Origin of the sequence: Alkalicoccus halolimnae (assembly GCF_008014775.2) — a bacterium.
Taxonomy (GTDB): domain Bacteria; phylum Bacillota; class Bacilli; order Bacillales; family Salisediminibacteriaceae; genus Alkalicoccus; species Alkalicoccus halolimnae.
The window spans coordinates 254,741-280,542 of record NZ_CP144914.1 but is presented as its reverse complement, the minus strand read 5'-3'; the positions used below and the strand labels follow the sequence as shown (position 1 = coordinate 280,542).

Here is a 25,802-nt window from a genome sequence, read left to right as displayed (position 1 = left end):
TGAATTTCATAATACATTTTTTAAGTTTTTTAACGAACATTTTATCAAACAATAATATAAATATTCGTATATCAAGTCGGATGATTGAAACGACAGACGGCGACTCCGACGGGATTAAGCGAAGTCTGAAAATCCATTCTTCCAGTGTACAGCACTGGAAGAATTAGTTGAAGACAAGCCCCGTGGAAAGCGTCCGTCTGAAGTGAAAATCATTCACAACGTTCGGAAATCCCTTTCTTACAGCGACTTATGAAAATCATTCGATTTAATAAAAGTTAAACTAAAATCTTTTTTAGTAATTTCTTTATTATTGAGAAAGTGTCCATCTGAAGCAGAGGTCTGTATATTGTTCGGTTTTTACAGTAATGCCGTTTTAGAAAAGTGGATTACCGGCATGATCGGCAATCCACTTTTCTGTAATTAATAGGTCAGTCCGTGTCCGAATTCGTACAACGTATTTCCATCCAAATCAGGAATAGTAACCGGAAGTTTTCCGACCGGATCATTTTCCCCAAACAGAACGGCCGCTGTTGCTTCAAAACTTGCGGTCCTGTATCCATATTGAGTGATGTAGGCATCCACTTCCTCTTCGTAGGCCATAATGTCATAAGGATTACGGATCCCGACCGCTGTGACAGAAGCATCTCCTCTTAATGCAGCTTCACGAACCAATGTCATTTGAGTATGGCCTGGAGCACGCTGCGTAACATTCGCTGTATCCGTACTGATAATAATCTGATCGGCTGCTTCAATTTCTGTCCACTCTTCCGAAGTTAAATCTCCGCTGGAGGAAGCCTCGATCACAGCAGCTTCCGGGTGGTGTTCCCTTATTGCCCTGCCGAAGCGTTCCATATAGCTGCCTCCAATAACGACGATGTTTTCCACCTCTTCAGCTTCAATCGGAAGGACATTTTCATTCTTGACGAGAGTGATCGATTGTTCTGCGGCTTCTTTTTCTATCATTTCATGCTCTAAAGCGCCTATTGTCTGTTCGGCTCCATCTATTTTTTCTCCGATTTCTTCCGGATTTTCTTCTTTAATCACGCCCCTGTTGATTTTCAGTTCGAGAATACGTTCTACTGAAGCTTCGATGCGGTCTTCTTCCATTGCACCACTGTCGACAGCTTCCACAAGCCCCTCAGCCACTTCCTCCAGCCCGACAGGCATAAGAATGATATCTGCCCCTGCTTCGACTGAGCGCACGGCTGCATCTACAGGACCAAAGTGGCTCTGGATTGCCTGCATGTTCATCGCATCTGTAATAATAACCCCTTCATACTCCATTTCCTCTCTCATAAGCCCGGTCAGGACAGGCCGGGATAGAGTAGCAGGAAGAACAGTTTCCTCTCCGGTTTCTTCAGAAATAACCGTTGTATTATCTATTTCCGGAAAGGTGACATGAGCCGTCATGACCGCATCAATACCCTCGTCCATTGCCTTCTGAAAAGGATCCAGTTCTACGTCGAGAAGCCGCTCTCTGTCATGAGGTACTTCCGGAAGTCCGAGGTGGGAATCGATGTCCGTATCTCCATGGCCTGGAAAATGCTTTGCAGTGGCAGCCACTCCGGCCTCCTGAAGCCCATGTGTAAACGACACACCCAAGTCTCCAGTAAGACCGGAATCTTCACTAAAGGAACGGACCCCGATAACAGGGTTATCCGGATTGTTGTTCACGTCGAGAACCGGAGCCATATTCATATTAATACCTAAAGACTTCAGCTCTTCTCCAATTGCCGAACCGGTATCAAAGGACAGTTCGTTGGAGCGTGCCGCCCCGAGAGCCATATTTCCCGGGAAATCCGTTCCGGACTGGAGTCTTGTAATCACCCCGCCTTCCTGATCGATCGTCATCAGCAGCCCGAACTTTTCAGCAGCTTCCTGATAATCTGATACAAGCGCTGCCGTCTGTTCTGGTGAAACGACATTTTCTGAAAATAATATCACTCCACCGAGATGATATTCTTCCACCATTTTTTCAATTTCCGGCAGCATTTCAGTTACTTCACTTCCCTGCCAGCTGCGAAAATCCGGCATCAGCATCTGGCCTATTTTTTCTTCCAAAGTCATACTCTCCACGGTCTGGCTGATAATATTATAGCGCTCCCCTGACTCTTTCACTAGCGAAGGTTCTTCGGAAGGATCATCACCAGCACTTCCCCTGTTTTCACTGCCGCTCGTCGTCTGATTTTCTTTATTATTAAGAGCGATTCGATCCTTGAATGTTCCATCTGAAACTTCAATAAACGCCCGCCCGGGTCGTCCGGTAAATGTAACCGTACCTTCTTCATCCACTTCTGCCACATTCTCGTTGGAAGTACTCCAACGGACGTTTTTCGTACGGAGCGTAAAATGACCCTCTTCCTGGATCTTAAGTGAATCCAATTCAAGCTTGTCATTTTCCACCTTCGCTTCCACCTGAGGCACGTTCTGCAGAATAATCAGATCTTCTTTCCCTTCATCTTCCACTGTTGGTTCTGTAATATGCAGTCCTCCGCCGGGAAACCCCTGTATGAGCATAGCTGCGCTTATTAAAGACACAAATAGATTCTTCTTAACATATTTCATCAATTTTCCTCCTGCAATTCTATTCAAGGCATGACTGTTTGTATTTCTTATTCTCGTCGAAATCTTTCTGTTTATCCAAAATCACAAATCAAGATGGACATACCAGCTCCAAAGCTTACCGCACAGAAAAAAGGTTGTCTATAGTCTATACTCCCTGAAGTTATGACTCAACAAAGGTGCCTTGTTTTTTCTTTTATCTTTCTGTAAGCAGGACATCATGGCAGCCGCAAAAGTTCTTTTTATGTCTTTCGATAGATAAAGCAGCAGGTTTCTTATAATCGAACAGTAAAAGAAATCCAGCTCCACTGTAAGTTTTGACTGATGAGCACAGAAAAGAAAAGTTTTACTGCCCAAAAAAGATTTCGAACGCTTTTATATCAGCACGTATAAGTCAGAATTTCCGGTTAATTTTTAAAATTTTATTACAAAATTAAATATTAATATTGACATAATAATTTAAAATTCTTATAATTTACTTATATTTACTGTGACGGAGGAACTAAATGACATTTGTTATTGGAATTGACGGCGGCGGCACAAAAACTTCCTGTCTTTTTAACAGCCTGGAAAATTTTCTTCCGTCCGAAACAGCAGAAAGGCATGTTATTACTGGAAAAGGTACCAACATTCAGGCCATAGGGTCTGAAGAAATGAAAAAACGTCTGTTTCACCTTCTTGAGCATGGATTAAATCAATTTTCTTTCCGTCCCGAGGATGCCGCAGCTGTCTGCTGTGGTTTTGCCGGAGCCGGCCGGCCGGAAGACCGCCGCCTGGCCGAAGAAATCGTTAGAGAAGTCAGCCTGCAGCTTAAGTTTCCAGAAAATTTAATTATTTTTGTGGAATCTGATCTGTTTATGGCTCTTCACGGGGCACTTTCTCCCCATGAAAAAACGGGGATGCTTGTTATTGCCGGCACCGGCTCCAATGCCGTTGCCAGGAATTCGGCTGGAGAAGTTTTCCGAAGCGGCGGCTGGGGCCATATCATTGGTGATGAAGGAAGCGGCTATCATATCGGACTTCGTGCATTGAACTATATCGCAAAAGCCTATGACGGCCGTGCCGAACCGACAATTCTTACAGACCTTATTATGCAGCAGAAAAAATGGGCTGATCTCAAAGAAGTCATCTCATTTGTTTACCGTCAGAATTCCGATAAAAAGGATATCGCCGACCTGGCCCCTGTTGTTACAGAAGCGGCGGAAAAGGGAGACAAAGCTGCCTTAAGTATTTTAGAAGAGGCTGCCGAAGAACTGCTGCTTCTCGTCAAAAGCCTTTCGGTCCGCAGTACCGAATTCAACAAAACGACATCCATTTTCGTGACAGGCTCAGTCATTACTCATTCTCCTGTCATTCGTGCTTCTTTCGAAAAAGGCCTTCAGGAAAGAAAGCTCGGAGTGCTGAGCACTTCCGCTGCCTCTCCGGTATATGGTGCTTCCCTGCTGGCCCGCCAGCTTTACAAAGAAAACAAAAAGACAGGTGATGAGTAGATGGAAAAAGAATTGTCCAAGTTAACGACGGAAAGCAGAAATCCGCACAGTATGAACCTCAGCAGATTATCTGTGCCGGAAATTCTCCGGCTGATCAACAGCGAAGACAAAAAAATCGCGCCCGCTGTAGAAAGCGTCTTACCTGAAATAGAACAGGCTGTTGAAATAATCTTTCAGTCTTTAGAAAAAGGAGGCAGGCTTTTTTATGCAGGTGCCGGAACGAGCGGGCGGCTTGGAGTCATTGACGCTTCCGAATGTCCTCCAACTTTCATGACGCCGCCGGAAATGGTCCAGACGATCATGGCAGGTGGAAATGAAGCATACACCAATGCCATCGAAGGGTCGGAAGATAATGAAGCTCAGGGGAAAAATGACCTGAAAGCCAGGCATCTTACAAGCAGGGATGTCGTAGTAGGAATCACAGCCAGCGGGAGAACTCCTTATCCTATCGGCGCTTTAAAGTATGCAGAAGAAGTAAAAGCAGCCTCCATTTCCCTATCCTGCAACAAAAATTCAGCCATCAGCCCACTGGCGGAGTGCGCTATTGAGGTAATAGTAGGACCGGAAGTTTTGACGGGATCAACGAGAATGAAAGCGGCTACCGCTCATAAAATGATTCTTAACATGTTCAGCACAACCGTTATGGTGAAGCTTGGGAAAGTGCATGAAAACCTGATGGTCGACGTCCACGCAAGTAACCATAAATTAAAAGAGAGAGCCAAGTACATTCTTACGGAATTAACCAGTGCTTCATCCGAACAGGCAGAGCAGATACTTCAATCGGCTGATTGGGAGGTGAAGCCTGCAATCGTAATGTTTGAAGCAGGAGTTTCAAGAGATGCCGCTCTGCATGCCATTTCAAAGAAGAATGGGTTCGTCGGCGATGCTGTTGCTTTTGCTAAATTGAATGCCTGACAATTGTTGAAACCGCCTGTACCTTTCTGAAAAGACCTGCAGGCCTTTCATAAATAAGATTTATTAATATAAAGGGGGATTTAAGTTGAAAAGATCATTAAAAACGACGTTTATCACAGCTTGTTCAGCCGGGGTCATGTTGGGAACACTCGCTGCCTGCGGAGGCGGAAACGAAGGCGGTGCCGAAAACGAAAATAACGGCGGTACCGGTAATACCGGGAATAACGGCAATAACGGAAACAATGCCGAGGAAAACACTGGTAACGAAGGAAATAACAGCGGCGGGAGCGGCGAAGTATCCGGGGAGCTTGAAATTCAATATTTCGTAGGCGGTTATGGAGATTCCTGGTGGAAAGAAGTTATTGAAGATTTCCAGGAGGAATATCCTGACGTTACGATTATCGAGCACGCCGGCCCGAACGTGAACGATGAAATGAGATCACGTTGGGTTTCCGATGATCCGCCTGATGTTGTGTATATAGATGGTGCCGGCTCGAGCGAAACCCAGATGGTTGAAGACGGACAGCTGATGGATCTGACCGATTGGCTCGGGGAAGTAGAGACAGCTGATGGAGAGCAGCTTTCGGAAAGTTTTATCGTAGATCCAGCCACGTATGACGGACAGATTTACACGCTGCCACTCGTGTTTGATACGTGGGGAACGTGGTATAACAGCGCTAAATTTGAAGAAGAAGGCTATGAAGTACCTGCAGACTTTGACAGTTACATGAGCACGATGGGAGACATTCAGGATAATGAAGGAATTGATCCATTCGTCACGACCGGCCAGCATCCTTATTACTTTTTAAGAGGCGTGCTCACTCCTGCCTTCGGTGCAGCAGGCGGGGACGAGCTGCTTGCCGATATCGTTACTGGAGCAGAAGGAGTCTGGGAGCGTGAAGAAGTCGTTGCACAGATGGAAAAAGTGGCGGAAATGCAGGAAGCAGGCTACATCGACGAAGGCTTTGCAGCATTTAACCACACGCAGTCACAGATGAACTTCCTGCTCGGCGATAACGCCTTTATTCCAGTAGGCTTCTGGCTCCCGAACGAAATGGCCAATGACACACCGGAGGATTTTGACTTTGGTTTTATTCCATCTCCAATGCAGGATGAAGGCGAACCGTATGCCATCGTACCAGACCTCCGTCCACTTGCTGTAGCGGAAAATGCCAATAATCCGGACGCAGCAAAAGCATTCGTGGAGTTCGTCTTCACGCAGGAGTATGCGACACTTTTCTCTGAACATACCGGCGCCATCATGAACCTCCAAGGTGTAGACCTTTCCGAAAATGAAAATGTTCCCGACTATTTGATCGAAGCCAATGAAATGATCAATGACCCGGATCAGGTGCAGATTTACAACCGTCCGCATCCGATGAGTGCCGACCTGGAAACGCCTATTGGTGACTCCCTGACAGCACTTATGCTCGGAAACATCAGCGTGGAAGAATTTACGGAAGAAGCAGAAGCCGCTACAGCTGAATACCGGGGCGAATAACCCCGCGGCCCAAAGGTCAGCCGGGATGTAAAGGCAAAGTATCGTCTTTGCTTTTACATCCCTTTTTAATCACTATTACATACTCCAACAATTGCTGATCCTCCTTGGAAAGAAGGGATTAAAATGGTACAGACAAAAAAACAAAAGTATTTATTTTTAGCTTTTTGCTTAGTTCCGACATTTTTACTGTTTGCTGTTTTCACGCTGTACCCACTGCTCAGCGGCCTCTATTTCTCTTTCTTCAGCTGGTCCGGAGCCGCTGCAGACAGAGAATTCGTCGGCATCAGCAACTATATCACCCTGCTTAATGATGGCATTATTCCAAGAACCATCCTGCACGATTACTTTCTCGTGATAACGAAAGTATTCGGCATTATGGTACTCGCCATGTACTTTGCAGTCGCTATTATGCAGATGAAAATTAAAGAAGCTCCTTTCTACCGCATCATTTTTTTCTTCCCAAATATTATGTCGGTCGTGGTTATCGGTATTTTGTGGATGTTCATCTATAATCCGAGCCTTGGACTCATCAACTCCGGGCTTGAAGCCGTAGGACTCGAAAATCTCACCAGACCGTGGCTCGGAAGTGAAACATGGGCGCTGCCGGCAATCGTTCTTCCTTCGATCTGGGCCGGTATCGGTCTGTTCATGCTCATGCTGATGGGCGGTATCGGGACGATTTCAAAAAGCTATTATGAAGCAGCCGAACTCGACGGAGCCAGTGAATGGCAGCAGTTCTGGAAAGTGACAGTTCCGCTCTTATGGCCGCAGATCAAAGTTTCCATTTTATACATTGTTATTACAACGTTAAACGGCTCGTTCATCATCGTCCAGATCATGACAGGCGGCGGACCTAACAACTCCACGCACGTCATGGGATCCTACCTTTATCAGCAGGCTTTCGAGCAGTACAATTTCGGGTACGGAGCGACGATTGGTGTAATGATTCTCGTGCTTTCCCTGATTACTGTCTTTCTCCTGCAGAGACTGCTGCGACGGGAAAAAGTGCAGTATTAGATATTCTTCATTCTGAGGGAATGCTGAATACGAGTCAGACGAAAAGCTCCGCATTCCTATCAAGATTTTTCATTTAAAATGCTTGTCGTGCTTAAGGTCCTAAGGAGGTTAAAAGAGTGGAACAAAAACCAAAAGGCAACATGCTTACCCGTATCGGCATTCGGCTTCCTTTAATTCTCTGGTCCCTTGCTGTATTGTATCCTATCATATGGATGATCCTCGGTTCGTTTAAAACAAACGCTGAAATATATGCAAATCCGTGGGGCCTCCCTGAATCATTTAACTTCCAGAATTTTTTCGATGCCTGGAACAACTATAATATTGACCTTGGCGTATTTAACAGTCTATTTGTTACTGTGCTCGGTACTGTGATCGCTCTAATACTGGCGGTACCTACCTCTTATGCGATTGAACGCCTGACATTCCGTGGCAGTACCCTTCTTTTCAACCTGTATATTTCCGCTATGATGATCCCGATGGTACTAGGCTGGATCCCTCTGTTTTTCCTGCTGATGCGCATTGGCATGCTCGATAATTTATTTGGTCTTGCCATTGTTTATGCTGTTTCCCAGCTGCCCTTCAGCATTTTTGTCTTAACGACTTTTATGGGCTCCATCCCAAAGGAACTCGAGGAATCCGCTTCTATCGATGGCATGTCCCCATATGGTATTTTATGGAAAATAATCACCCCACTTTCCATGTCAGGCATCATTACTGTTACAATTATGAACGCGATCCAATTTTGGAATGAATACTTTATGGCACTGATTTTCCTGCAGTCCAGAGAAAATTATACGCTTGGGCTTGCTGTCGACTTCATCAGCAGGGAAGCCGTTTATACAAATGCCTGGGGTACCCTGTTTGCGAGCTTGACTATTGCGATTATTCCGATCATCATCTTATACGCAATCTTCCAACGCCGTATTTCAAAGGGGATGACGGAAGGTGCCATTAAAGGATAAATCACCACAGAAAAGGAGGAATGGATTTATAGTGAGCAGTAATTCCTTCTCGGGGGGATTGGTTATGTTAAATGAAATCATGCACAAACTCCCCCCTTCCGAGAAAAAAGTAGCAGAATTTATTATTAATAATCCTCACAGTGCTATCAGCCTGACAGCAGCAAGACTCGGTGAAGAGAGCCGCACAAGCAGTGCAGCTGTCATAAGGCTCTGCAAATCACTCGGTCTGACAGGTTTTCCCGATTTAAAGCTGCGCATTTCCGGAGACCTGCAGAAGTCCCCGGCCATTCAGTACAGTAATATCGAACCCGGAGAAACCCAGCAGGCAATTGTAGGAAAACTGACGAACAATGCCCTGCAGGCGCTGAAAGAAACGTCGGAACTTGTTAACTATGAAGCTCTCGCTCAGGCTGTGGAAGCTCTGCAGAAGGCCGATAAAATTCATTTTTTCGGCGTCGGAGCCTCTGGTATTATTGCTCAGGACGCCCAGCAGAAATTTCTGCGCATGAACAAAGCTGTCTCTTCTTTTACTGACATTCATAACGCGGCCATGTATGTCGCTAATGTCGGTGAAAATGATGTCGTCTTCGGTATTTCTTTTTCCGGCGAAACGTTTGAAACACTTAAAATCATGCAGCTTGCTAAAGAACGGGGGGCAAAAACGATCAGCCTCACTCGCTACGGCAATTCCAGCATTGCAGATACAGCATCGATCCCGCTGTTCATCTCAGCTACAAGAGAAGTGCCCGCTCCATTTCGAAGCGGAGCCACCTCCTCCCGTCTCGCCCAGCTCCACTTAATTGATATTTTATTTGTCAGCGTGGTGACCGATCAGTACGAAACTGCGTCGGAATATTTAAAAGAAATCAAAGCGGCCATGGATTTCTTCAAAAAGGGACAAAAACTGTAGAATAGTTCTTTTAATCAGTTTCCTTCTTCTGATATTTCGCAGATCTTATTCGAGATCCGCCTGCTTTTCACATCGGCTGGAGTCTTGATAACATTGTTCTGAGAATAATGTTAGCTGCGTGGAAAATCCTGAGGAATGTAACGCGATGGATCTTTTATGGATATAAAAAGGCTGAAACGCGATCGACCAGCGTTTCAGCCTTTTTTCATATTTGAATCATTTTCATAACAGAAATCAACACGGCAAAAACCGAATATTGTACATAACTTCCGCTTCAGATGGATATACCGCCTTCCTTCTTTAGGGAGCTGTATATCATATTTTTTATCAGCTTTCTGTTAACGAACTGATCGAGAATAACAATACTAATAAGAATGATAAAAATAAGGACCACAGAGCTATCCCTCTTTTAACGAAATACCGCGGGATAAATAGACATGCTGCCACTTCTGCCTGTCGTGCTTCCCATTTCACCAATTCCGATGGCAGGAATATAATTATTGCAGCCCTTGGTGTATCGGCATGCCGAACAAACGAGGTTTATATCATATAATCAATATCCGGCTTTTTATCCTGAACAACCTGATCCATCGATCTCATCGTAAAGTATTCCGGGTACAGCTGAGTCATCCGTGAATGACGGAGGGAATCACGGACAGGCCCTTTAAGACTCGCGAAATAAACGTCGCTTCCCTTTTCTTTCATGCGGTAAAACACCCTCTCAATGACTTCGATTCCGGATGTATCGATATCATTTACTCCACCCATATCGAGAATCATGACTTTCTTATCTTCGTGTGGAATTTTCTCAAGCAGAATGTTTTCTACATACTGCATATTCGAGAAATGGATACGTCCGTCAATACGCAGCAGAACAAATGGAGAAATAACGAGTCCGCCGGGAAATCGTTCAAGATCGCGGTACGTTTTAGAGGCCGGATTCCAGCCGACTTCGACGATATGCGGATGCGCAATCCGGTGAATCAGCAGACAGAGGGAAATTACAACACCGATCAGCAGCCCCCATTGAATACCAATCACGAGTGTTGCAGTAAAGGCTGTCAGCCAGACCCACGCATCTTCTCTTTTAACTTTCCACGCTTCTGAAAGCGAGGAGAAATTCACGAGCCCGGCTACTGAGGCAATGATAATGGCTGCCAGAATCGATTGCGGAAGAAAATAAAATAATTCCGTCATAAACAGAATAGTGACCACTACACCGGCTGCTGTGATAAGCATTGCAAGCTTTGAAACCGCTCCTGCCCCGGCATTCACCGCACTTCGGGAAAAACTTCCGGTCACCGGATAGGCGGAAAAGAGAGAGCCGATCGCGTTCGACAATCCAATGGCCCGAAGTTCTTTATTCACGTCTATCGGAGGCTCGTTTTCTTTTGCAAGGGATTTCGTAATAGCCAGCGATTCCATCATCGAAATAAACGCAATCGTTAATGCGGTAGGAAGCAGCTGCTGGAATGCTGAGAATGTAAAGACAGGCAGTTCCAATCCGGGAAGCCCGGCAGGCACCTCTCCTACTATCTCCATTCCAGTCTGGTCCAGCCTCAGCATAGAGACGAAAACGATTCCGCCCGTCACAACAAGAAGAGGGACAGGCAGTCTGGTTTTTATTTTCTTGCCCGTTATTAGAATGAGCAGTGCGGCTGCACCAAGTCCTGCCGTCATCAGATGCGTTTCCTGTATCCGGCTTCCGAGTTCCGCTATCAGGCCCGCAGCCTGATTCTGTCCGGAAACGTCCACCCCTAATAAATTCCCGATTTGACTTAATCCAATAATGATTGCCACAGCAGAAGTAAATCCGGCTATGACATTTTTAGATACAAACTTCATTAATGCGCCGGCATTCAATAATCCAAGGACCAGCTGGATACCGCCCACCATCAACGTGAGGAGGATGACCATTTCAATATAGCCGCCCGACATCGGTTCTGCCAGCTGGGAGACGCCGCTGAACACTAAAATGGAAGCCATCGCCACCGGACCTACAGCGAGATAACGGGATGTCCCGAATAAAGCATAAATAATCAGCGGAATAATGGAGGCATACAGTCCCATGACTGGAGGCAGCCCGGCGAGCATAGCATAAGCCATACTCTGGGGAATGAGCATGACCAGTACCGTTATACCCGCCGTAACGTCCTGCCTCACCGCCCCCTTCCCATAATTTTCGGGCAGATCCAGAATATTTCTCATCACTTCAGCACCTCCCGTTTCTTTTTCGTCTTTCCTAATATAGACAGGGTTTCTCGAAAAGTATATAGAGCGCACCTTCCATGATCGAACTTATGGACTCAGTCAATATGTTTAAAAACTCTAAGCATAGAATTTGGTCTCCTATAAGGCCATTCCTTAACAAACAGTATGTTTCAGAGAAATTATTATAATATATGAATCAATTTCATAAGTCGCTGTAAGAGAGGGATTTCCGAACATGGTGAATGATTTCCACTTCAGACCGACGCTTTCCGCGGGGCTCGTCTTCAACTAATCCCTTCCTCCCTATGGTCGGGCAGGTGGAGATCGTCCTTCTTCGCCCCATGGGTCCTGCAGCGGCCTGTCCTCCTTTTGTGTTTTCCTGCAGGTACGTTCTGCCGTTAAAATTGATAAACCCTTCTTTCCTTCGATAGAGAAGATCGCTGTCGTGGTCATACCCTCTATCTAAATAAATATTAAGTTCAATTTATATAGTTTGTTTTACTTCGATGTATTCTGCTTAACTCTTTTATCATATCCTTAAGGATTTCTTCTGTAAATGTTCTGTGCAAAATATGCTATACAGCCGTTCACGGTTCCCTCCTTTTACCTCTGTCGATATTCCATATTATTTCAACTCGAGAAAAAGTCTCTCCTGGACTGCCGAAATGGAACCCTAAGCCTCTTTTTAATGAAGAAGCACAGTGCCCGGACAGCACCAAAACGAACGAAGCCGCTCTGATGCTTCGTCCATACAAAGAAGCCGTGACGAAAAATCGTCACGGCTTTTGGCTGTTTACAAAGTGATTTTTCTGTATAAGTAGACAGTCGGCTGCTTCCGCTTTCAAAGAGTCGCTTTCCGGAGGGAACGCTCTCAGCTGACCTGCCTTTCATAAAACAAAGAATCATCCTTCCGGAGTCAACCTTCTACAGCTCCAGCATCTGAACAAAAAAAGACTTTTCTGCGAAAACAAGCGTACTATAGGTTTCTCCTATAAAAAAGGTGATTTTCTCTGCCGTATCCGGCGGGGACGCCAGTCGGGTTAAAGCACCGTCTGAAGATCCTTTCCAATACGGTCAGGCATTGGAAATAGCTGAAGACAAGCCCCACGGCAGGCTTCCGCTGGTAAGCGGAGGAGAAAATACAAGGAATAGAATAAATAGACTTCTTTTTTTACGATGCTGACAGCTTCCATATGAGGGATCCTTCCCGAAGATCATTGATTAACGTTCATTGCTTTAAACCAACTGGGGCGCCCGGCGTCTGTTGGAAGCCTGTTCATAAGAGTAGGCCAGTTCAATAAGCCGTGGTTCACTGTATGCTTGGGCGGTAAGTGTTACTCCTACCGGCATGCCTTCCGACGTATAGCCGGCCGGTATAGTAATCGAAGGATAGCCTGCTTTCGCCGGCATAGCAGCCCCGTGGTTGTTTTCAAACAGCAGTGCGTCGAGTTTTTCCTCCTGCATTACTACGTCCAGCCCCTCCGTAGTTGAGAGGCGCAGGTCGGTCTGGCGGTGTTTCACATACTCAGGGTCTTCCGCGTCGCCGCTCAGCTTCTCGGCTTTTTCAAAATGCGTCTGCCCGAACCGCATCCGCTCATGCGGTTTTTCTTTATTAAAAGCAATCACATCGGCAATGGAAGACACGGGCACCTGCTCCGGTGTCTTCCGCAGGTATGCGTTTAAATCCTGTTTCAGTTCGTGCCACAGCACAAGAGACTCAAAGGACTCATTTGGAATCTCCACTTCTTTTATGACCGCTCCCTGATCCTCCATATCTTCAATGGCCCTTTCAATCAGCTGCCGCTCCTCTTTTCCTTTTTCACTAAGAAAAGAATAGTCAACACCGATTCTAGCTCCCTGCAGGCTTTCTTTTTTCAGAAAGGAGGAATAATCAGTTAAGTCTTTGTTTTTATTCGTTTTTGTAATCGGATCTTTATCATCGACGCCGCTCATGGCACCAAGTGCAATGGCAGCATCCGCTACGGTTCTCGCCATCGGTCCCGCTGTATCCTGACTGCCGGCAAGCGGAATAATACCGCTGCGGCTTACGAGACCGACCGTCGGTTTGATACCAACAATTGAATTGGCACTTGCCGGACTGAGAATCGATCCGGATGTTTCTGTGCCGATACCGATGACAGCGAAGTCCGCGGCAATTGCCGCACCGGATCCGGAGCTCGAGCCGCCGACGCTGCCTGCCCGAAAGGATTCGGGCCCGTATGGATGCTTAACCTGCCCTCCGATAGAGCTGTAGCCGCTTGGCGCTCCTTCTGTAAGAAAGTACGCCCACTCGCTCATATTCGCTTTTCCGAGAATAACTGCCCCTGCTTCCTTCAGTTTCGCTGTGAGAAAGGCATCTTCTTCAGCTGTATTCGCAGCCAGTGCAGGCGAACCTCCTGTTGTCGGCATGCCGTCCCCGGTTTCAATATTGTCTTTTAAAATAACCGGTATACCGTGAAGCGCGCCGGTTATACCCGCTGCTCTTTCTTTATCTTTCTTTTCAGCCTCTTCCCTTGCATAGGGATTTACCATTCTCACGGCATTAATGGCGGGCCCCTGCTGGTCATAAGCATAAATTCTCTCCAGATAACGATCTGTCAGTTCCACACAGGACAGCTGTTCTTTCTTAAAAGCAAGCTGTATATCTGCAATCGAAGCTCCTTCAAGCTGGAAGTTTTCCTTTTCTGCTTCGTTTTTTCTTTTATTTGAGACAGCCTTTTTCGCCGGCCACAATACAAATGTGAAAATGGTAAGCGCTCCGATCAACAGTGCACTTCCTATGCTTCTTTTATTCAAATTAATCTGCCTCCCTGATAAATGATTTTCTCCTGTTCCTTTCCCTTCTTTCAGCCATTCTACGCTTTTGGACTAGGCTGCCTTGAAAATAAAGTATTAAATCGATGAACGTGCGCTTTCGTTTCCATGGGGACGCTTTCCAGGCGGGCCGGCCTCAGCTAATTCCGTCCTCCCTTCCGTCGGGCGGAATGGATCTTCGGCTCGTCCTTGACCGCCCCGGAGTCGCCCCATGTCCTCTACAGCTTACGTTAAAAAAGACAGAGAAGGATCTGTAATAAAGAAGGCCATTCTGAACTGGATAGAGGGAAAACTCTATTCCTATAGAAGACCATTTTCATTCTTCCATGGTGCAGTTATCATGCATGCGTGTATCTGTTAAAGCTCCGTGTTGTTTTTGGAGTGCCTGCGGCTCCTGCGCCTGCCGCGGAGAAAGCCTGCCGAGTTGAAGCGGAGTTTTCTGTATTTATCAACAACAGCTTTAACACAGATTTGAACAAAAGATGATATAAAAATAAAAACAGGGAACTCTGCAGCTCCCAGAATTCCCTGATTAAACCGGTATTTTTCTCCCCGAAGTTTTATATGTTCTCATCGGTTTTATAGAAATTGAATGGGGATCGCAGGACTGAGGGCGGCTGAAAACAAAATTTCACTTAATCACAGCACCAAAAAGCTGCGTGAAGCATTTATTTAGGAAAATAATCAGTCAGGAAGAATACCTTCTTCGTTCCATCTTTTAAAGATTTCCAACCAGGCGTCAGTCGTATTTTCATTTACAGCCAGGCTGGAATAAGTCATTTCTGAATCACCGAACATGGATACAAAGGTGGAAACGGTAATTGCCAGCGTATCATCAACCCGGATAAATGTTTCTTCATTTCTTTTCTCCAGATAATCTTGTCCTAATTTTTCCATTACTGTACCCTTAATCATCTTACATCCATCCTTTAATAGTTTCCCCCGTCCCCTTCTCACTATAGAAAGGATAGATAACAGGCTGGCTTTTTTCTCTTATGTACCAGCTCTTTTTCAGTTCGCTCTAAAGCTGAGCTTTTTTCTGCATCAGCTCATTCCGCTGCTCGCGTTTATGAGCCAAAGAAGAAACGTTGCTTCCAGCCAGTCTCTTTTCAATATATTCTGCTCTTTTCACAAGATCACAATATTTCCGGTAAATTAAAATCGTCCACTCTTCAAGCTGCATAGAACTGTTTTCTTCCTCTGGTAATGGAGTGATATGCGACGCCCCGTAAAAAAATCTTTTAATACCGGGATCCGTATCCATAAAAGGATAATCCAGGGCGATAAAAGTAGCATAGTTTAAAACAGCGGGAAGTGTGCTTTCTCCATGCAGGGAATATTCCTGCCATTTATAAGGGTAAAAATAATACATGCAAAAAGGAAGTACAGCCGCTGTATCGGAATTTTTCTCTGCCCTTTTAATAACTGTTCTCACATCTGCAGGCAGTATCCCTCTCATGGCTTTCACCATTTCTTCGTATACTGCTCGTTTCATCATATCATCTTTCATACCAATCTGCCTCCTCCTATATATATGTTTTCACAACGAAAATTCAGAGCTCCACCAGCATTTTTTCAGGTTTAGACGAAAGGATGGACGAGGTACGAAAACAGAAATCTGCATTACTCGAATTTCTTTGAGCGGCACGCAAAGGTCTATCCACCGGTTAAAAGCCGCAGAAAATTCAAGAAACACCAGCCGATCTTCAGCGCAGGAAGCCCTCACGTTTGTAAGCGCTTTCATTGATGTTTCCGTTCTTTAATTTTATCCCTGTTTCTTCCCCGTTTAATCTTTATACTTTATTGGAACAAAGATTTTCTCCTAGTCAGCTTCGAATGAGCAGGTTCCTTTATAAATAATACGTACTTGAATTTTCTATATTCCGGGAAAATGATGTCATTCAGGCTTCGCTTGTTTGTTCGTTATATAGCTAATTATAGACTTCAGCTTTCATTTATCAATGGTGTATAAAATATCCATTCAAATAGATTTTTTTCCTATTTTTTTAAACATAAGGGTCAAATGGCTTCCTCCCCCGCTTTTTATCATAAAATCCTTTTATAAAAGAATTTTTAATTTCTTTATAAAAGTTTAAAAACTATTTCCAAACTTCTTTTCAGATTTTATAGTTCTAAGAATAATTTCTTTATGCTCATTATGTAATCTCTCATCTACATGTATAAAAGTCGTTCTCTATGATGAATTAAATCAGCCGTTTTTCAGTAAAATGAATGTTAAAAACACGCCGGCTTAAAAAGCGGCGTGTTTCTTTCTTTTTTCCAAATATAAGCGCAGAGGAATCTTTAACTGCTTTTTTTTTGTTGATTCATCGGCTGAACAAAAGCTTGAGGCAAAACAGCGCGCTTTTCCACCCCGCCTTCTGCTCCCCGGGTTTTAAGTCCTCCAGAAAAGACATGTTCCAGACAAAGACCGGCCATGGAGCCGAAAAGAAACCAGTAAAGAAAGTTATTAATAGAAATCCCGAAAATAAAAGCGTTTCCAATCAGCAGTATTAAAATTGCTCCTTTTATATTCACCGGCATTCTCTCCTATTTAAAAGGTCACTGCATCAGCGGATGAACGGCTGTTCCTGCTCTGATAGAACGTCCTGAAGCCACTGCGGGTGCATGGGCTGAATATCTTCAGGAAGTTTTTCCGGATGAAAAAAGGCAATCTCTTTCTTTCGTTCTTCAGTGGATACCACTGCACCATATGCTGTTTCTGCAGAAAAACAGCTCGTAATAAAGTGAATAATTTTTCCATCTGGTCCTACCTTCAACTGAGAGACCGGATCGGAATAAACCCCCGTAAGCTTTTTAATTATAATTTTAATTCCGGCTTCTTCTTCGGCTTTCCGCACCGCTGCTTCCGAAAGTGTTTCGCCTACCTGTACATTCCCCGAAAGGACTCCCCACAAACCGGCCTCAGCTCTTTTCTGAAGAAGAACATTTCCTTTTTCATTAAAAATAATGACAGCTATTTCCGCCTGAATATCATCAACTTTCTTCACCGCTTTCCCTCCCGGATATTTTTCTGGACACTACCGTATAGCTTTTTCACATTCATTCCTCATTTTCTTTATCATATAGTAATTCCTACCAGTTTTGTTAGAAAAATTTGAAAAATAAGAATATAATTGTTAATAGAAATACGCTATTCTGCCTATTCATACCACCCCGGTGTCTTGTGAAGACTTCAGGAAATTGATTATGACAAATAAGATTGAAATTCACACACTTAAATTAACTGAATTTTCAAATAAAAGGCATAGCTTTTTTATCCAGCGGGTATAATAGAACTACCGCTGAAAACGCGAGTATGAAGCCGGGAGTGGAAAGTATGAAAAAATCCTTTTTTCTATCTTTTGCCACTGTTTTAGCCTTTGCAGGATGGATGGGTTCCGCAGCGGCTGATTCTCATGAAGGCGCAATGTTTACGGCTGATTTGGATGCAGAGCAGGAAGTTCACGACGTAGAAAGTGACGGTTCCGGGCATGCGGAGTTTGAACTTAACGCCGAGCAGACAGAAGTGACTTACACGGTAGAAGTAAGCGGAATGGAAGGAGTGACAATGTCCCACATTCACAGCGGAGAGGCCGGAGAAGATGGTCCCGTCGAAGTTGATTTTCTTGGAGGGGAACAGGAGCCTGAAGATGTGGATGGTGAGCTTGCTTCCGGAACATTCGGAGAAGATGACCTGGCGGGCGACATGACATGGGATGAACTGCTGGAGGCTATGACAGGTGAAGGATTATATGTCAATGTGCATACAGATGAATATCCGGCTGGAGAAATCCGCGGGCAGATAATGGAGGAAGACACAAAAGCAGAAGATAACGATATGAATGAAACGGACAACGATGCGGACGCAGGCAGCGATAATGATGAGGAAGGCAACGAAATGGCCGCCACCGCTTCAACCGCTCCGCTCTTCACATTGATTGGAATGCTGGCAGCTTTAGCAGGCGGAGCTTTGATACTGGGACGCAGAAGAGGTCAGGAAGCATAAAATTTTTCCCCAAAAAACAGTCCTCATCCCTTCGTAATTAAGGAGGAGAGGGCTGTTTTATTTTTGGCTGCCTTGAAAATAAAGTATTAAAGCGATGAACGGGCGCTTTCGCTTCCATGGGGGCGCAGGGCCGGCCTCAGCTAATTCCGTCCTCCCTGTGCTCGGGAGGGGTGGTGCTCGTCCTTCAATCGCCCCGGAGTCGCCCCATGTCCACTCCAGCTTACGGTAAAAAGCCAGATCAGGAGCTGCCTTCTCATAGAGAAACCCCGTTCCTGAAAATCATTGATTCCAACGGTATTAAGAAAAAGGTCCATTCCTATAGAAGACCATTTTCATGCCTCATGGTGCAGCCATCCTGCATGAGGGTCTCTGTTAAAGCTCCGTGTTATTTTTGGAGTGCCTGCGGTTCCTCCGTCTGCCGTGGAGAAAGCATACGGCTTCCCTTACGGCCGGGAGGATCCTATCGCCTTCCGCAGGTGTTTCTGCCCTGGCAGTGGTTTCTACCTTTGTACATTCTTGATTCAACCAGCTGGCTTTCGGTATTGGAAAATCAAAACGAAGCGCAAATGTGCCCGTGGAAGAAGGAGATTGGAAGATTCCTCCGGGCGTAAAAAAACCTGCCCGGAAGACAGCTCCTGCACAGCCCGCTCCAAAACCAGCTGATTTCAGTGATTTCCCGATCGGATAATTCACTATAATGTAAATTTGTTATAATGATAACAGCAAAGAAGAGAAAGGTTGCTGATGAAAAAATTGTTCACTATAGTTAAAAAATCAGAACGATCCTCTTCTTTTAATCTTGGCTTTGTTAAAGCTCTGTGTTGGTTTTTTTTGGAGTGCCTGCACCTCCTCTGCCTGCCGCGGAGAAAGTATGCGGCTTCCCTTGCGTCCCGGAGGATCTTCCCGCTTTCTTTTTCCGCAGGCGTCTCTACCCTGGCACTGTTTTTTACCTTGGTACATTCTTGATTCAACCAGCGGGCTTACTGTATTGGAAAATGAAAACGAAGCGGAAACATGCCCGTGGAAGAAAGAGATTGCAAGATCCCGCAGGGCGTAAGTCCTACCCGGAAAGCTCCTCCACGGCAGGCCTGCCGGGTTGAAGCGGAGTTTTCTGTATTTATCAACAACAGCTTTAAAACAGCTTTAATTTAAATAGACCGCCATGATAAAACATACAGGAGGAAATACGTTGATACATAATCTGAAAATATTCCTGCCAGCCCTGCTTGCTTTAACGATTCTCTACCCTGCCGGTTCAGCGTCCGCTGCTTCCCCTTTTCCCGACATGAAAGAATCCGACTGGTTTTATTACGAAGTCTCCTTAATGGAAAGTCTCGACATCACTTCCGGTTATCCAGACAAAACTTTCCGTCCGCAGAATTCTCTGACTAGAGCGGAAGCTGCTGTATTCTTTGACCGGGTGCTCGACTTTCCCGAGCCTGAAAATCCAGACGCATTCCCTGATGTAAGTAAAAACAGCTTCGCCAGAGAAGCGATCGCCTCCGCTTCTGAAGCAGGATTTATGAATGGCTTTCCTGATGGTCGTTTCGGGCCGGATCAAACACTCACAAGAGAACAGATGGCTGTTTTAATCGATCGTGCCTACGCCCTGCAGGAAGCATCCATGTTTTTTAATGACCTCCCTGAGAAACGCTATTCGTACGACGCTGTCCGTCGTCTTGCCGGATCCGGCATCACTTCCGGCTATCCGGACGGCACGTTCAGACCGGCGAACAATGTAACCAGGGCCGAATTTTCCGTTTTTCTTATCCGTTCCATCTTTTGGGAAGCAGCAGGATCAAATAAAGAAGCGAATACCTCTCTCCAACATTTCTGGCTTGAAACAGAAACGTCGGATCTTAGCAGCAGGGAGACGGTAGAACGTCTGGAGCGGCAGCTATATGAACTGACTTCTTCTATCGGTTCCGGCTTTCACACCCTTGTGCCATTAAAAAAGCTGGAAGAGGCTGTCCTTCAGCAGCAGGCGGAGCGCGGGAAATCCTTTTCTCCGGTTTCCAATCGACTTTTGAGCGACTGGGGAGACGGCTCCTTTATGACCCGCGTTTTTGAACATGAAGCATTTTTTGCACAAAATAATTATCACGGGGCAACGGAAGAGGAAGAAGACTTCCACCTCCTTGAAGCGGAAGACAGCCGTATTCTGGTGACCGCTCCGCATACCACTGTTCACTTAAGAGAAAATATGCCGAAAGTGGCCGAAGTATATACCGGGGCCATTGCCAGAATGCTGCACGATTATCTGGACGTAAATGTTATGTATACCACACGCAAATCAATCGATTCCAATTATTACAATACGACTGCTTTTAAAGAAACGATGGCGGAACATATCCGGGCCAATGATATAAATCTTGTCATTGACCTTCACGGAGCAGCAAGGTACCGGGATTTTGATCTTGATGCAGGGACAGACGGCGGGAGTCTTGCTTCTCCCGAAAAAGTGAACAGCTTAATGTCATCATTGAGAGCCCACGGCATTTACGACGTCTACGAAAATCATACGTTTACTGCAGGCTATTCCGGAACCATCGCCCACTTCAGCAGAAATGAGCTGAATACAGAAGCTGTGCAGCTGGAAATCAACCGCAATTACCGTGATCCCCGTACAAATCCGGAGCAGTTCTTTAACATGTTTTATGGAATAAGTGAGTTTCTCTATTTACAGGAAAACGAATAACCTTTCGTTCGTTTAAACCTGGCATGGATGTATTCAGATCCACCGGCCTGCAGAAATTTTATTAATAAAAGTGATCTTTCTTCCTTCTTTTTGCGTTGATCAGGTTAAGAAAGCAAAAATTTGATCGAGAAGGGGGAACAGATAATGAAAATGAAAAGAACCATACTCGCATCCTGCGCAGCATTCGTACTTTTTCCATCAACGGCAATGGCGGCTGATCACGAGGTGCGCCCCAATGTATCTACTCCTGCCGCTGACTTGAGGGCAGACCTGGATTATCTATTGTCGGAGCATTTCGTTCTAGCCGTAGAAACAATGCAGAAGACATATGATGAAGCACCTGATGCGGAAGCTGTTGAAGAAGCTCTTCTCCAGAATTCAATGGATATGGTAACAGCTCTTGAGCCAATCTATGGAGAAGAAGGAGCAGAACAGTTTGGAGAAATATTTGTCGGACATAACGATTATACAGACGCTGTTGTCGAAGCTGAAAAAGCCGGAGACGAAGCTGCGCGTTCAGATGCCGAAGAAGAAATAGAAGCATTTGTTGTTGAATTTGCAGCTTTTTTAGATACTGCTACCGAGGGGAATCTTCCTCAGGAAGCAGCAGAAGAAGCCATCCGTGCGCATGAAATGGATGTATTAAGCACTTTCGACAACTATGCGGATGAAAATTATGAAGCAGCCTATACCGCTTACCGGGACGGTTTTGACCGGATGTATGACATCAGCGAAGTCCTTTCCGGGGCGATCGTAAGCCAGATGCCGGAAACGTTCGATCACACAGCAGTGGACACTCCGGCAGCAGAGCTCCGCTCAACATGGAACCAGCTGGCAAGTGAACACTTTGCCCTTGCCACACTCGGCATGCAGAAAGGACTCAACCAGGCCGATGATTATGACTTCGCCGCATGGGCAGAAAACCAGAACTCCCAGGACTTTCAGGCAGCCATTGCTTCCATTTACGGAGAGGAAGCCGGAAGCCGGTTTCTTACTCTGTGGGAGCCGGATCACATTAACGCCCAGGGCGACCTCGTTGCAGCGGCAATCGAAGACGATATGGAAAAACGTGAAACAGCTCTGAATCATATTGATATGTTCACCGAAGAATTCGGTGCTTTTCTTGAAGCAGCCACGGACGAGAATCTTTCTGCTGAAGCTGCACAGGAAACCCTTACTGTCCACGAAGAACAGATTCTCCGTACTTTTGACAAGCGGGTTGAAGGAAATTATACCGAAGCATCCGACTCTTTCCGCGAAGGGTATCAGTTTATGTTTGGCGTAGGGGAAGCGCTGAGCGGTGCAATTACAAAACAGATGCCCGAGCAGTTCGCTGCTGAAGAAATGCCGGAAGAAATGCCGGCCACCGGGCTTGGCGGAACATCTTCCAGGAGCATCGGTCTCTGGGCTTTAACAACGGCTCTGTTCGCTGCAGCAGGCGCTTTCCTGTACGGACGTAAAAAGTACGAGAATGAAGCATAGCTGGTAACAAAAGTAAGGAGATGTTTGAAGTGTCTCCCCTACTACGGACTTGCAGTCTATTGCCGGTTTCACCCGTGTATGAGGAGCTGTCCAATCATATCTTTTAGGACAGCTCCTTTTCCTTCTTTATTATTCGGGCTTTGACGAAGCAGTTACCCGGAAATTTCTTCGTCAGCACCTGAGAAAAAGGATGTGTCAATATGAAAAAAGGATTTTATTTACTGGGCTACCCTATCTTTGCAGCAAGCCTTGTACTGCTCGTATTTATAATCATTGATCCGCAAAACGAGGCTTCTCCTGCTGAAACAGTTATACTTTCAGAAACAGCAGAAGCACCGGAAAGCGCTGATGATGTTGAAGAACAGGCCGATGTACCCCTCGGGGAGTTCGAAAACATGCATGAATTTCAGGTCTATCCGGGTGAGACAGAAGCGGACGAAATCCCTTCAAAACCGGACTTCGAAGAGCCGGTCCGCTTATCAATTCCTTCTATAGAAGTGGACGGACCTGTCGAAAACGTGGGGATTCTCGATAACGGGGAGATGGGAGTGCCGGACGCAGCGGAAAAAATCGGCTGGTTTGAGCCCGGAGTAAAACCCGGGGAAAGAGGTAATGCTGTCATGGCCGGTCACGTAGACAGCCGCAGCGGTCCATCTGTTTTTTATGACCTTAAGGAAACAGAGGCAGGAGACGAAGTACAGGTGATAGATGAAAACGGCAGAGAATTAACGTTTGAAGTAACGAGCGTGGTCCAGTACGACCGGCGTGAAGCACCGATACAGGAAATTTTTGGATCAACAGACAAGCGCCGTTTAAATCTGATTACGTGCACCGGCACGTTCAATCAGGAATATGGGACGCATGATGACCGGCTCGTCGTTTACACGGAACTTGTCGAAAAAGAACCTGAAATCGAAGAAAACCCTCCCGAACCTCCGGGAAATATTGAGATAAGCGGTCCGGTCTTACGCTGGTACGCTGTCGATGATGAAGACGTTGTCGGATACCGGGTTTACGAAGAAGCTGCGGACGGTTCCATCGAACAGGCAGCAAGCATCGCCTCCTATGAACGGAAAGCGTATACGTCAGATACCGTCGGAGAACGTCCTCACTACGTTACTTCGGTAAACAGAAACGGGGAAGAGTCAGAACCATCAAAACGTAAATAAAGTGCAATTTTTCAATGAAAACCACACCTGACTTTACCAATGTTTCGATCATCAGCAGAACTCGTCCCAGGCTGAAAGATTGCTCTGCGACTGGTGAAAAAGCTCCAGAAGACCTTCAAATGGCTTTCGATTGCAACAGACTATTAAAAACAGTATTCCATACGTAACGAAACAAAAGTCCTTCATGACAAACGCTGTCATAAAGGCCTTTTTTCAGTTCCGCTTGTTTCAAGATAATTTGTGGTCCTTGCTTAAGGAGAGGCGAGAACCACCTGTCCCTGCGGCTGTTCATTATTCGGCTGCGGTTCCAGAGTAATGGCGATCTGATCTACCTGAATATCGTCCATATCGCTGAGTCGGTAGCGCACAGCTCCGTTTCCATTTTCATCAATGTTAAAGCTGCCTGCCGCTACCGGCGTTTCTCCTTCAATGATCCACGCCTGAAATGCTTCTTCGTCTTCCAGGTCCGGCATGCCGCTTACTTGAACGAGCAGATCAACGTGCCCGTCTTCCGAAATAATCGTCGCGGAGCCTTCTCCGGAAAAGAGCTCTTCATCTGCCGAAGCAAGGTTGGAAGCAAGCAGAACATTTGCTACACCTGTTCCATCTTCTTCCTCTTCTTCAAGCAGAGCCTGGTAATCGGACTCGATTACATCCCGTTCAAAAGCAAGCTGCTCCGCTTCTTCTGCAAGCTGTTCTCTTTCCTGTGCCAGCTGCTGGTTTTCACTGAGTAAATAACCGTTTCCTGCCAAAGAAAAAAGGAGGGCGGCAGCCGCTGCTCCAGCCAGCCAGATAGGAGCGGCGCGTTTAAGCGAATGTTTTCTCTCGTCAGCCTTCTGCTGGACGGGTGCTTCTGTACTTTCTTCGCTGTTCCATACGCTGGTTAACACCCGTTCTTTCATTCCCTGCGGCGGCTCTTCTACTTCGCTTAAAAAAGGAAGATCCGCGGAAAGCTCTTCCCATTCTGCCAGTTCTTCCCGGCATTCTTCACAGCTTTCAAGGTGCTTTTCAAACGTTTCCTTCTCTTCTTCCAGCATCTGTCCGTTAAAGTAGTCAATCAGTTTTTCACACTGCTTGTCTGTCACTGCCAATCCCTCCTTTCTTCATAAAGTTCATCCTTTAAATGCTTTAAAGCCAGCCGGATACGGCCTTTCACCGTTCCGAGAGGCACATTCACTTTTTCCGCTATCGTTTTCTGGGAGTAGCCTTTAAAGTAAAACATGTCAATAATAAGGCGCTGCTCTTCCTTGAGCACACGCATCGCTTCCTTTACCCGTTCACTCCGGTGCTTCCATTCCACCATTTCCTCTACGCCGGGCTGGGAGTCTTCGTGCTCTGTTTCCTGATGGATCACGTCTTCCGTATGTCTCTTCTGCTTGCGAAGATAATCGATGGCAGTGTGGCGGGTGATCGTAAGCAGCCAGGTCGTAAACCTTCCTTTTTCAGCAGAATAGACCCCTTTTCCCCTCCAGAGCTTAATCATTACTTCCTGCACCACTTCTTCCGCTCCCGCGGAATTGTAAACCATTTTATAGGCAAACGAATAGAGCAGCTTCCCATACTTATCGTAAAGCATTTCCATCGCGGCCTGATCCTTGGCACGGAGGCGCTCGTACAATTGTACGTCTTCGTGCTTTTCCATATGACCCTCCTTCTCCAGAAACACGCTTCTACCCCTATTAACGAAAGGAAGCCGGGATTTGATCATTCCCATGAAAACTTTTAATGGCTGCGGAGGTGCTGCCGGAGCCGATTGGATCTTTTTTCCATATCCACTAAAGAGATGATTTCACACCGACCGATATGTAAGTTTTCCCTTTCGTTTTCAAAAGAAATAAGAAAGTCGTTTTCGGTAACGTTTTAGTTAAGCTCTCCTGTAATTTATTCGTCATTTTGGAACCTTCGACTTCATGTTTTCGTTTTCTTCATACAAAAAATAAATCAAAGCAGAGCTGGTAAAACACAGCCTACGTTTTATACTATCAGAATAAGGGGCCGGATGATAAAAATAGAAGCAGTCAGCCCTTTTTTATAATTGAATTTATTTTAACCCCGAAGCCTA

At 45.7% G+C, this 25,802-nt stretch carries 19 protein-coding genes; 10 read left to right on the top strand and 9 right to left on the bottom strand.

Features of this window, described 5'->3' with window-relative positions; translation table 11 throughout:
• Window positions 1–420: 420 nt before the first annotated feature.
• The gene (locus FTX54_RS01325) at window positions 421–2,565 is read right to left on the bottom strand and encodes a glycoside hydrolase family 3 protein (RefSeq protein WP_187254597.1); all 2,145 of its coding nucleotides are present in this window, start codon (window positions 2,563–2,565) and stop codon (window positions 421–423) included.
• A gap of 503 nt (window positions 2,566–3,068) precedes the next feature.
• Between FTX54_RS01325 and FTX54_RS01320 the strand changes: the two genes are divergently transcribed.
• The 6 genes from FTX54_RS01320 (at window position 3,069) to FTX54_RS01295 (ending at window position 9,357) form a co-directional block, all read left to right on the top strand.
• Window positions 3,069–4,052, top strand: coding sequence for an N-acetylglucosamine kinase (locus tag FTX54_RS01320; RefSeq protein ID WP_147804258.1), 984 nt, complete (start codon window positions 3,069–3,071; stop codon window positions 4,050–4,052).
• Window positions 4,053–4,967, top strand: a complete 915-nt coding sequence (gene murQ / locus FTX54_RS01315; RefSeq protein ID WP_147804259.1) for an N-acetylmuramic acid 6-phosphate etherase — start codon at window positions 4,053–4,055, stop codon at window positions 4,965–4,967.
• An 85-nt stretch (window positions 4,968–5,052) separates the two neighbouring features.
• Window positions 5,053–6,468 (top strand): ABC transporter substrate-binding protein, encoded by a 1,416-nt coding sequence (locus FTX54_RS01310; protein WP_246125647.1) that lies wholly within the window; start codon window positions 5,053–5,055, stop codon window positions 6,466–6,468.
• Between the two features lie 123 nt (window positions 6,469–6,591).
• The gene (locus FTX54_RS01305) at window positions 6,592–7,485 is read left to right on the top strand and encodes a carbohydrate ABC transporter permease (RefSeq protein ID WP_147804260.1); all 894 of its coding nucleotides are present in this window, start codon (window positions 6,592–6,594) and stop codon (window positions 7,483–7,485) included.
• Between the two features lie 140 nt (window positions 7,486–7,625).
• Window positions 7,626–8,447, top strand: coding sequence for a carbohydrate ABC transporter permease (locus FTX54_RS01300; protein ID WP_147804277.1), 822 nt, complete (start codon window positions 7,626–7,628; stop codon window positions 8,445–8,447).
• Window positions 8,448–8,511: 64 nt separating this feature from the next.
• The gene (locus tag FTX54_RS01295) at window positions 8,512–9,357 is read left to right on the top strand and encodes a MurR/RpiR family transcriptional regulator (RefSeq protein WP_147804261.1); all 846 of its coding nucleotides are present in this window, start codon (window positions 8,512–8,514) and stop codon (window positions 9,355–9,357) included.
• Window positions 9,358–9,897: 540 nt separating this feature from the next.
• On the opposite strand, the gene FTX54_RS01290 is transcribed toward FTX54_RS01295, so the two are convergent.
• From FTX54_RS01290 to FTX54_RS01265, 6 genes are all read right to left on the bottom strand, one after another.
• On the bottom strand, window positions 9,898–11,565 hold the full coding sequence (locus tag FTX54_RS01290; protein ID WP_147804279.1) for a SulP family inorganic anion transporter: 1,668 nt from the start codon (window positions 11,563–11,565) through the stop codon (window positions 9,898–9,900).
• Between the two features lie 1,239 nt (window positions 11,566–12,804).
• The gene (locus FTX54_RS01285; protein WP_246125648.1) at window positions 12,805–14,364 is read right to left on the bottom strand and encodes an amidase family protein; all 1,560 of its coding nucleotides are present in this window, start codon (window positions 14,362–14,364) and stop codon (window positions 12,805–12,807) included.
• A gap of 702 nt (window positions 14,365–15,066) precedes the next feature.
• Window positions 15,067–15,297 carry a hypothetical protein gene (locus FTX54_RS01280; RefSeq protein ID WP_147804262.1) on the bottom strand — a complete coding sequence of 77 codons (231 nt, stop codon included), beginning with the start codon at window positions 15,295–15,297 and terminating at the stop codon, window positions 15,067–15,069.
• A 106-nt stretch (window positions 15,298–15,403) separates the two neighbouring features.
• Complete coding sequence (locus FTX54_RS01275; protein WP_147804263.1) at window positions 15,404–15,892, bottom strand: hypothetical protein; 489 nt, start codon at window positions 15,890–15,892, stop codon at window positions 15,404–15,406.
• A 794-nt stretch (window positions 15,893–16,686) separates the two neighbouring features.
• Entirely contained in the window at window positions 16,687–16,920 is a 234-nt protein-coding gene (locus FTX54_RS01270) for a hypothetical protein (RefSeq protein ID WP_147804264.1), read from the bottom strand.
• Between the two features lie 32 nt (window positions 16,921–16,952).
• Window positions 16,953–17,393: an NUDIX domain-containing protein gene (locus tag FTX54_RS01265; protein ID WP_147804265.1), complete on the bottom strand. Its 441-nt coding sequence runs from the start codon at window positions 17,391–17,393 to the stop codon at window positions 16,953–16,955.
• Window positions 17,394–17,722: 329 nt separating this feature from the next.
• Here FTX54_RS01265 and FTX54_RS01260 point away from each other — a divergent pair, with 329 nt between their 5' ends.
• The 4 genes from FTX54_RS01260 to FTX54_RS01245 all read left to right on the top strand — a co-directional run bounded on the left by FTX54_RS01260 (window position 17,723) and on the right by FTX54_RS01245 (window position 23,740).
• Window positions 17,723–18,391: a CHRD domain-containing protein gene (locus FTX54_RS01260; RefSeq protein WP_187254598.1), complete on the top strand. Its 669-nt coding sequence runs from the start codon at window positions 17,723–17,725 to the stop codon at window positions 18,389–18,391.
• A gap of 1,189 nt (window positions 18,392–19,580) precedes the next feature.
• The gene (locus FTX54_RS01255) at window positions 19,581–21,089 is read left to right on the top strand and encodes an S-layer homology domain-containing protein (RefSeq protein ID WP_187254599.1); all 1,509 of its coding nucleotides are present in this window, start codon (window positions 19,581–19,583) and stop codon (window positions 21,087–21,089) included.
• Between the two features lie 144 nt (window positions 21,090–21,233).
• Window positions 21,234–22,571 (top strand): copper amine oxidase, encoded by a 1,338-nt coding sequence (locus FTX54_RS01250; RefSeq protein ID WP_147804268.1) that lies wholly within the window; start codon window positions 21,234–21,236, stop codon window positions 22,569–22,571.
• Between the two features lie 200 nt (window positions 22,572–22,771).
• Window positions 22,772–23,740 carry a class F sortase gene (locus FTX54_RS01245; protein WP_147804269.1) on the top strand — a complete coding sequence of 323 codons (969 nt, stop codon included), beginning with the start codon at window positions 22,772–22,774 and terminating at the stop codon, window positions 23,738–23,740.
• Between the two features lie 251 nt (window positions 23,741–23,991).
• Here FTX54_RS01245 and FTX54_RS01240 read toward each other — a convergent pair whose 3' ends face one another.
• Window positions 23,992–24,825, bottom strand: a complete 834-nt coding sequence (locus FTX54_RS01240) for an anti-sigma factor domain-containing protein (protein ID WP_338485220.1) — start codon at window positions 24,823–24,825, stop codon at window positions 23,992–23,994.
• Complete coding sequence (locus tag FTX54_RS01235; RefSeq protein WP_338485219.1) at window positions 24,822–25,382, bottom strand: RNA polymerase sigma factor; 561 nt, start codon at window positions 25,380–25,382, stop codon at window positions 24,822–24,824. The genes FTX54_RS01240 and FTX54_RS01235 overlap by 4 nt, the downstream gene beginning before the upstream one ends.
• Window positions 25,383–25,802 lie beyond the last annotated feature (420 nt).

What these genes read in the sequence shown, in the direction of transcription:
- FTX54_RS01325 (WP_187254597.1), bottom strand. Translation starts at nt 2,565, where the DNA reads ATGAAATATGTTAAGAAGAATCTATTTGTGTCTTTAATAAGCGCAGCT.
- FTX54_RS01320 (WP_147804258.1), top strand. Translation starts at nt 3,069, where the DNA reads ATGACATTTGTTATTGGAATTGACGGCGGCGGCACAAAAACTTCCTGT.
- murQ (WP_147804259.1), top strand. Translation starts at nt 4,053, where the DNA reads ATGGAAAAAGAATTGTCCAAGTTAACGACGGAAAGCAGAAATCCGCAC.
- FTX54_RS01305 (WP_147804260.1), top strand. Translation starts at nt 6,592, where the DNA reads ATGGTACAGACAAAAAAACAAAAGTATTTATTTTTAGCTTTTTGCTTA.
- FTX54_RS01300 (WP_147804277.1), top strand. Translation starts at nt 7,626, where the DNA reads ATGCTTACCCGTATCGGCATTCGGCTTCCTTTAATTCTCTGGTCCCTT.
- FTX54_RS01295 (WP_147804261.1), top strand. Translation starts at nt 8,512, where the DNA reads ATGTTAAATGAAATCATGCACAAACTCCCCCCTTCCGAGAAAAAAGTA.
- FTX54_RS01290 (WP_147804279.1), bottom strand. Translation starts at nt 11,565, where the DNA reads ATGAGAAATATTCTGGATCTGCCCGAAAATTATGGGAAGGGGGCGGTG.
- FTX54_RS01280 (WP_147804262.1), bottom strand. Translation starts at nt 15,297, where the DNA reads ATGATTAAGGGTACAGTAATGGAAAAATTAGGACAAGATTATCTGGAG.
- FTX54_RS01275 (WP_147804263.1), bottom strand. Translation starts at nt 15,892, where the DNA reads ATGAAAGATGATATGATGAAACGAGCAGTATACGAAGAAATGGTGAAA.
- FTX54_RS01260 (WP_187254598.1), top strand. Translation starts at nt 17,723, where the DNA reads ATGAAAAAATCCTTTTTTCTATCTTTTGCCACTGTTTTAGCCTTTGCA.
- FTX54_RS01250 (WP_147804268.1), top strand. Translation starts at nt 21,234, where the DNA reads ATGAAAATGAAAAGAACCATACTCGCATCCTGCGCAGCATTCGTACTT.
- FTX54_RS01245 (WP_147804269.1), top strand. Translation starts at nt 22,772, where the DNA reads ATGAAAAAAGGATTTTATTTACTGGGCTACCCTATCTTTGCAGCAAGC.
- FTX54_RS01235 (WP_338485219.1), bottom strand. Translation starts at nt 25,382, where the DNA reads ATGGAAAAGCACGAAGACGTACAATTGTACGAGCGCCTCCGTGCCAAG.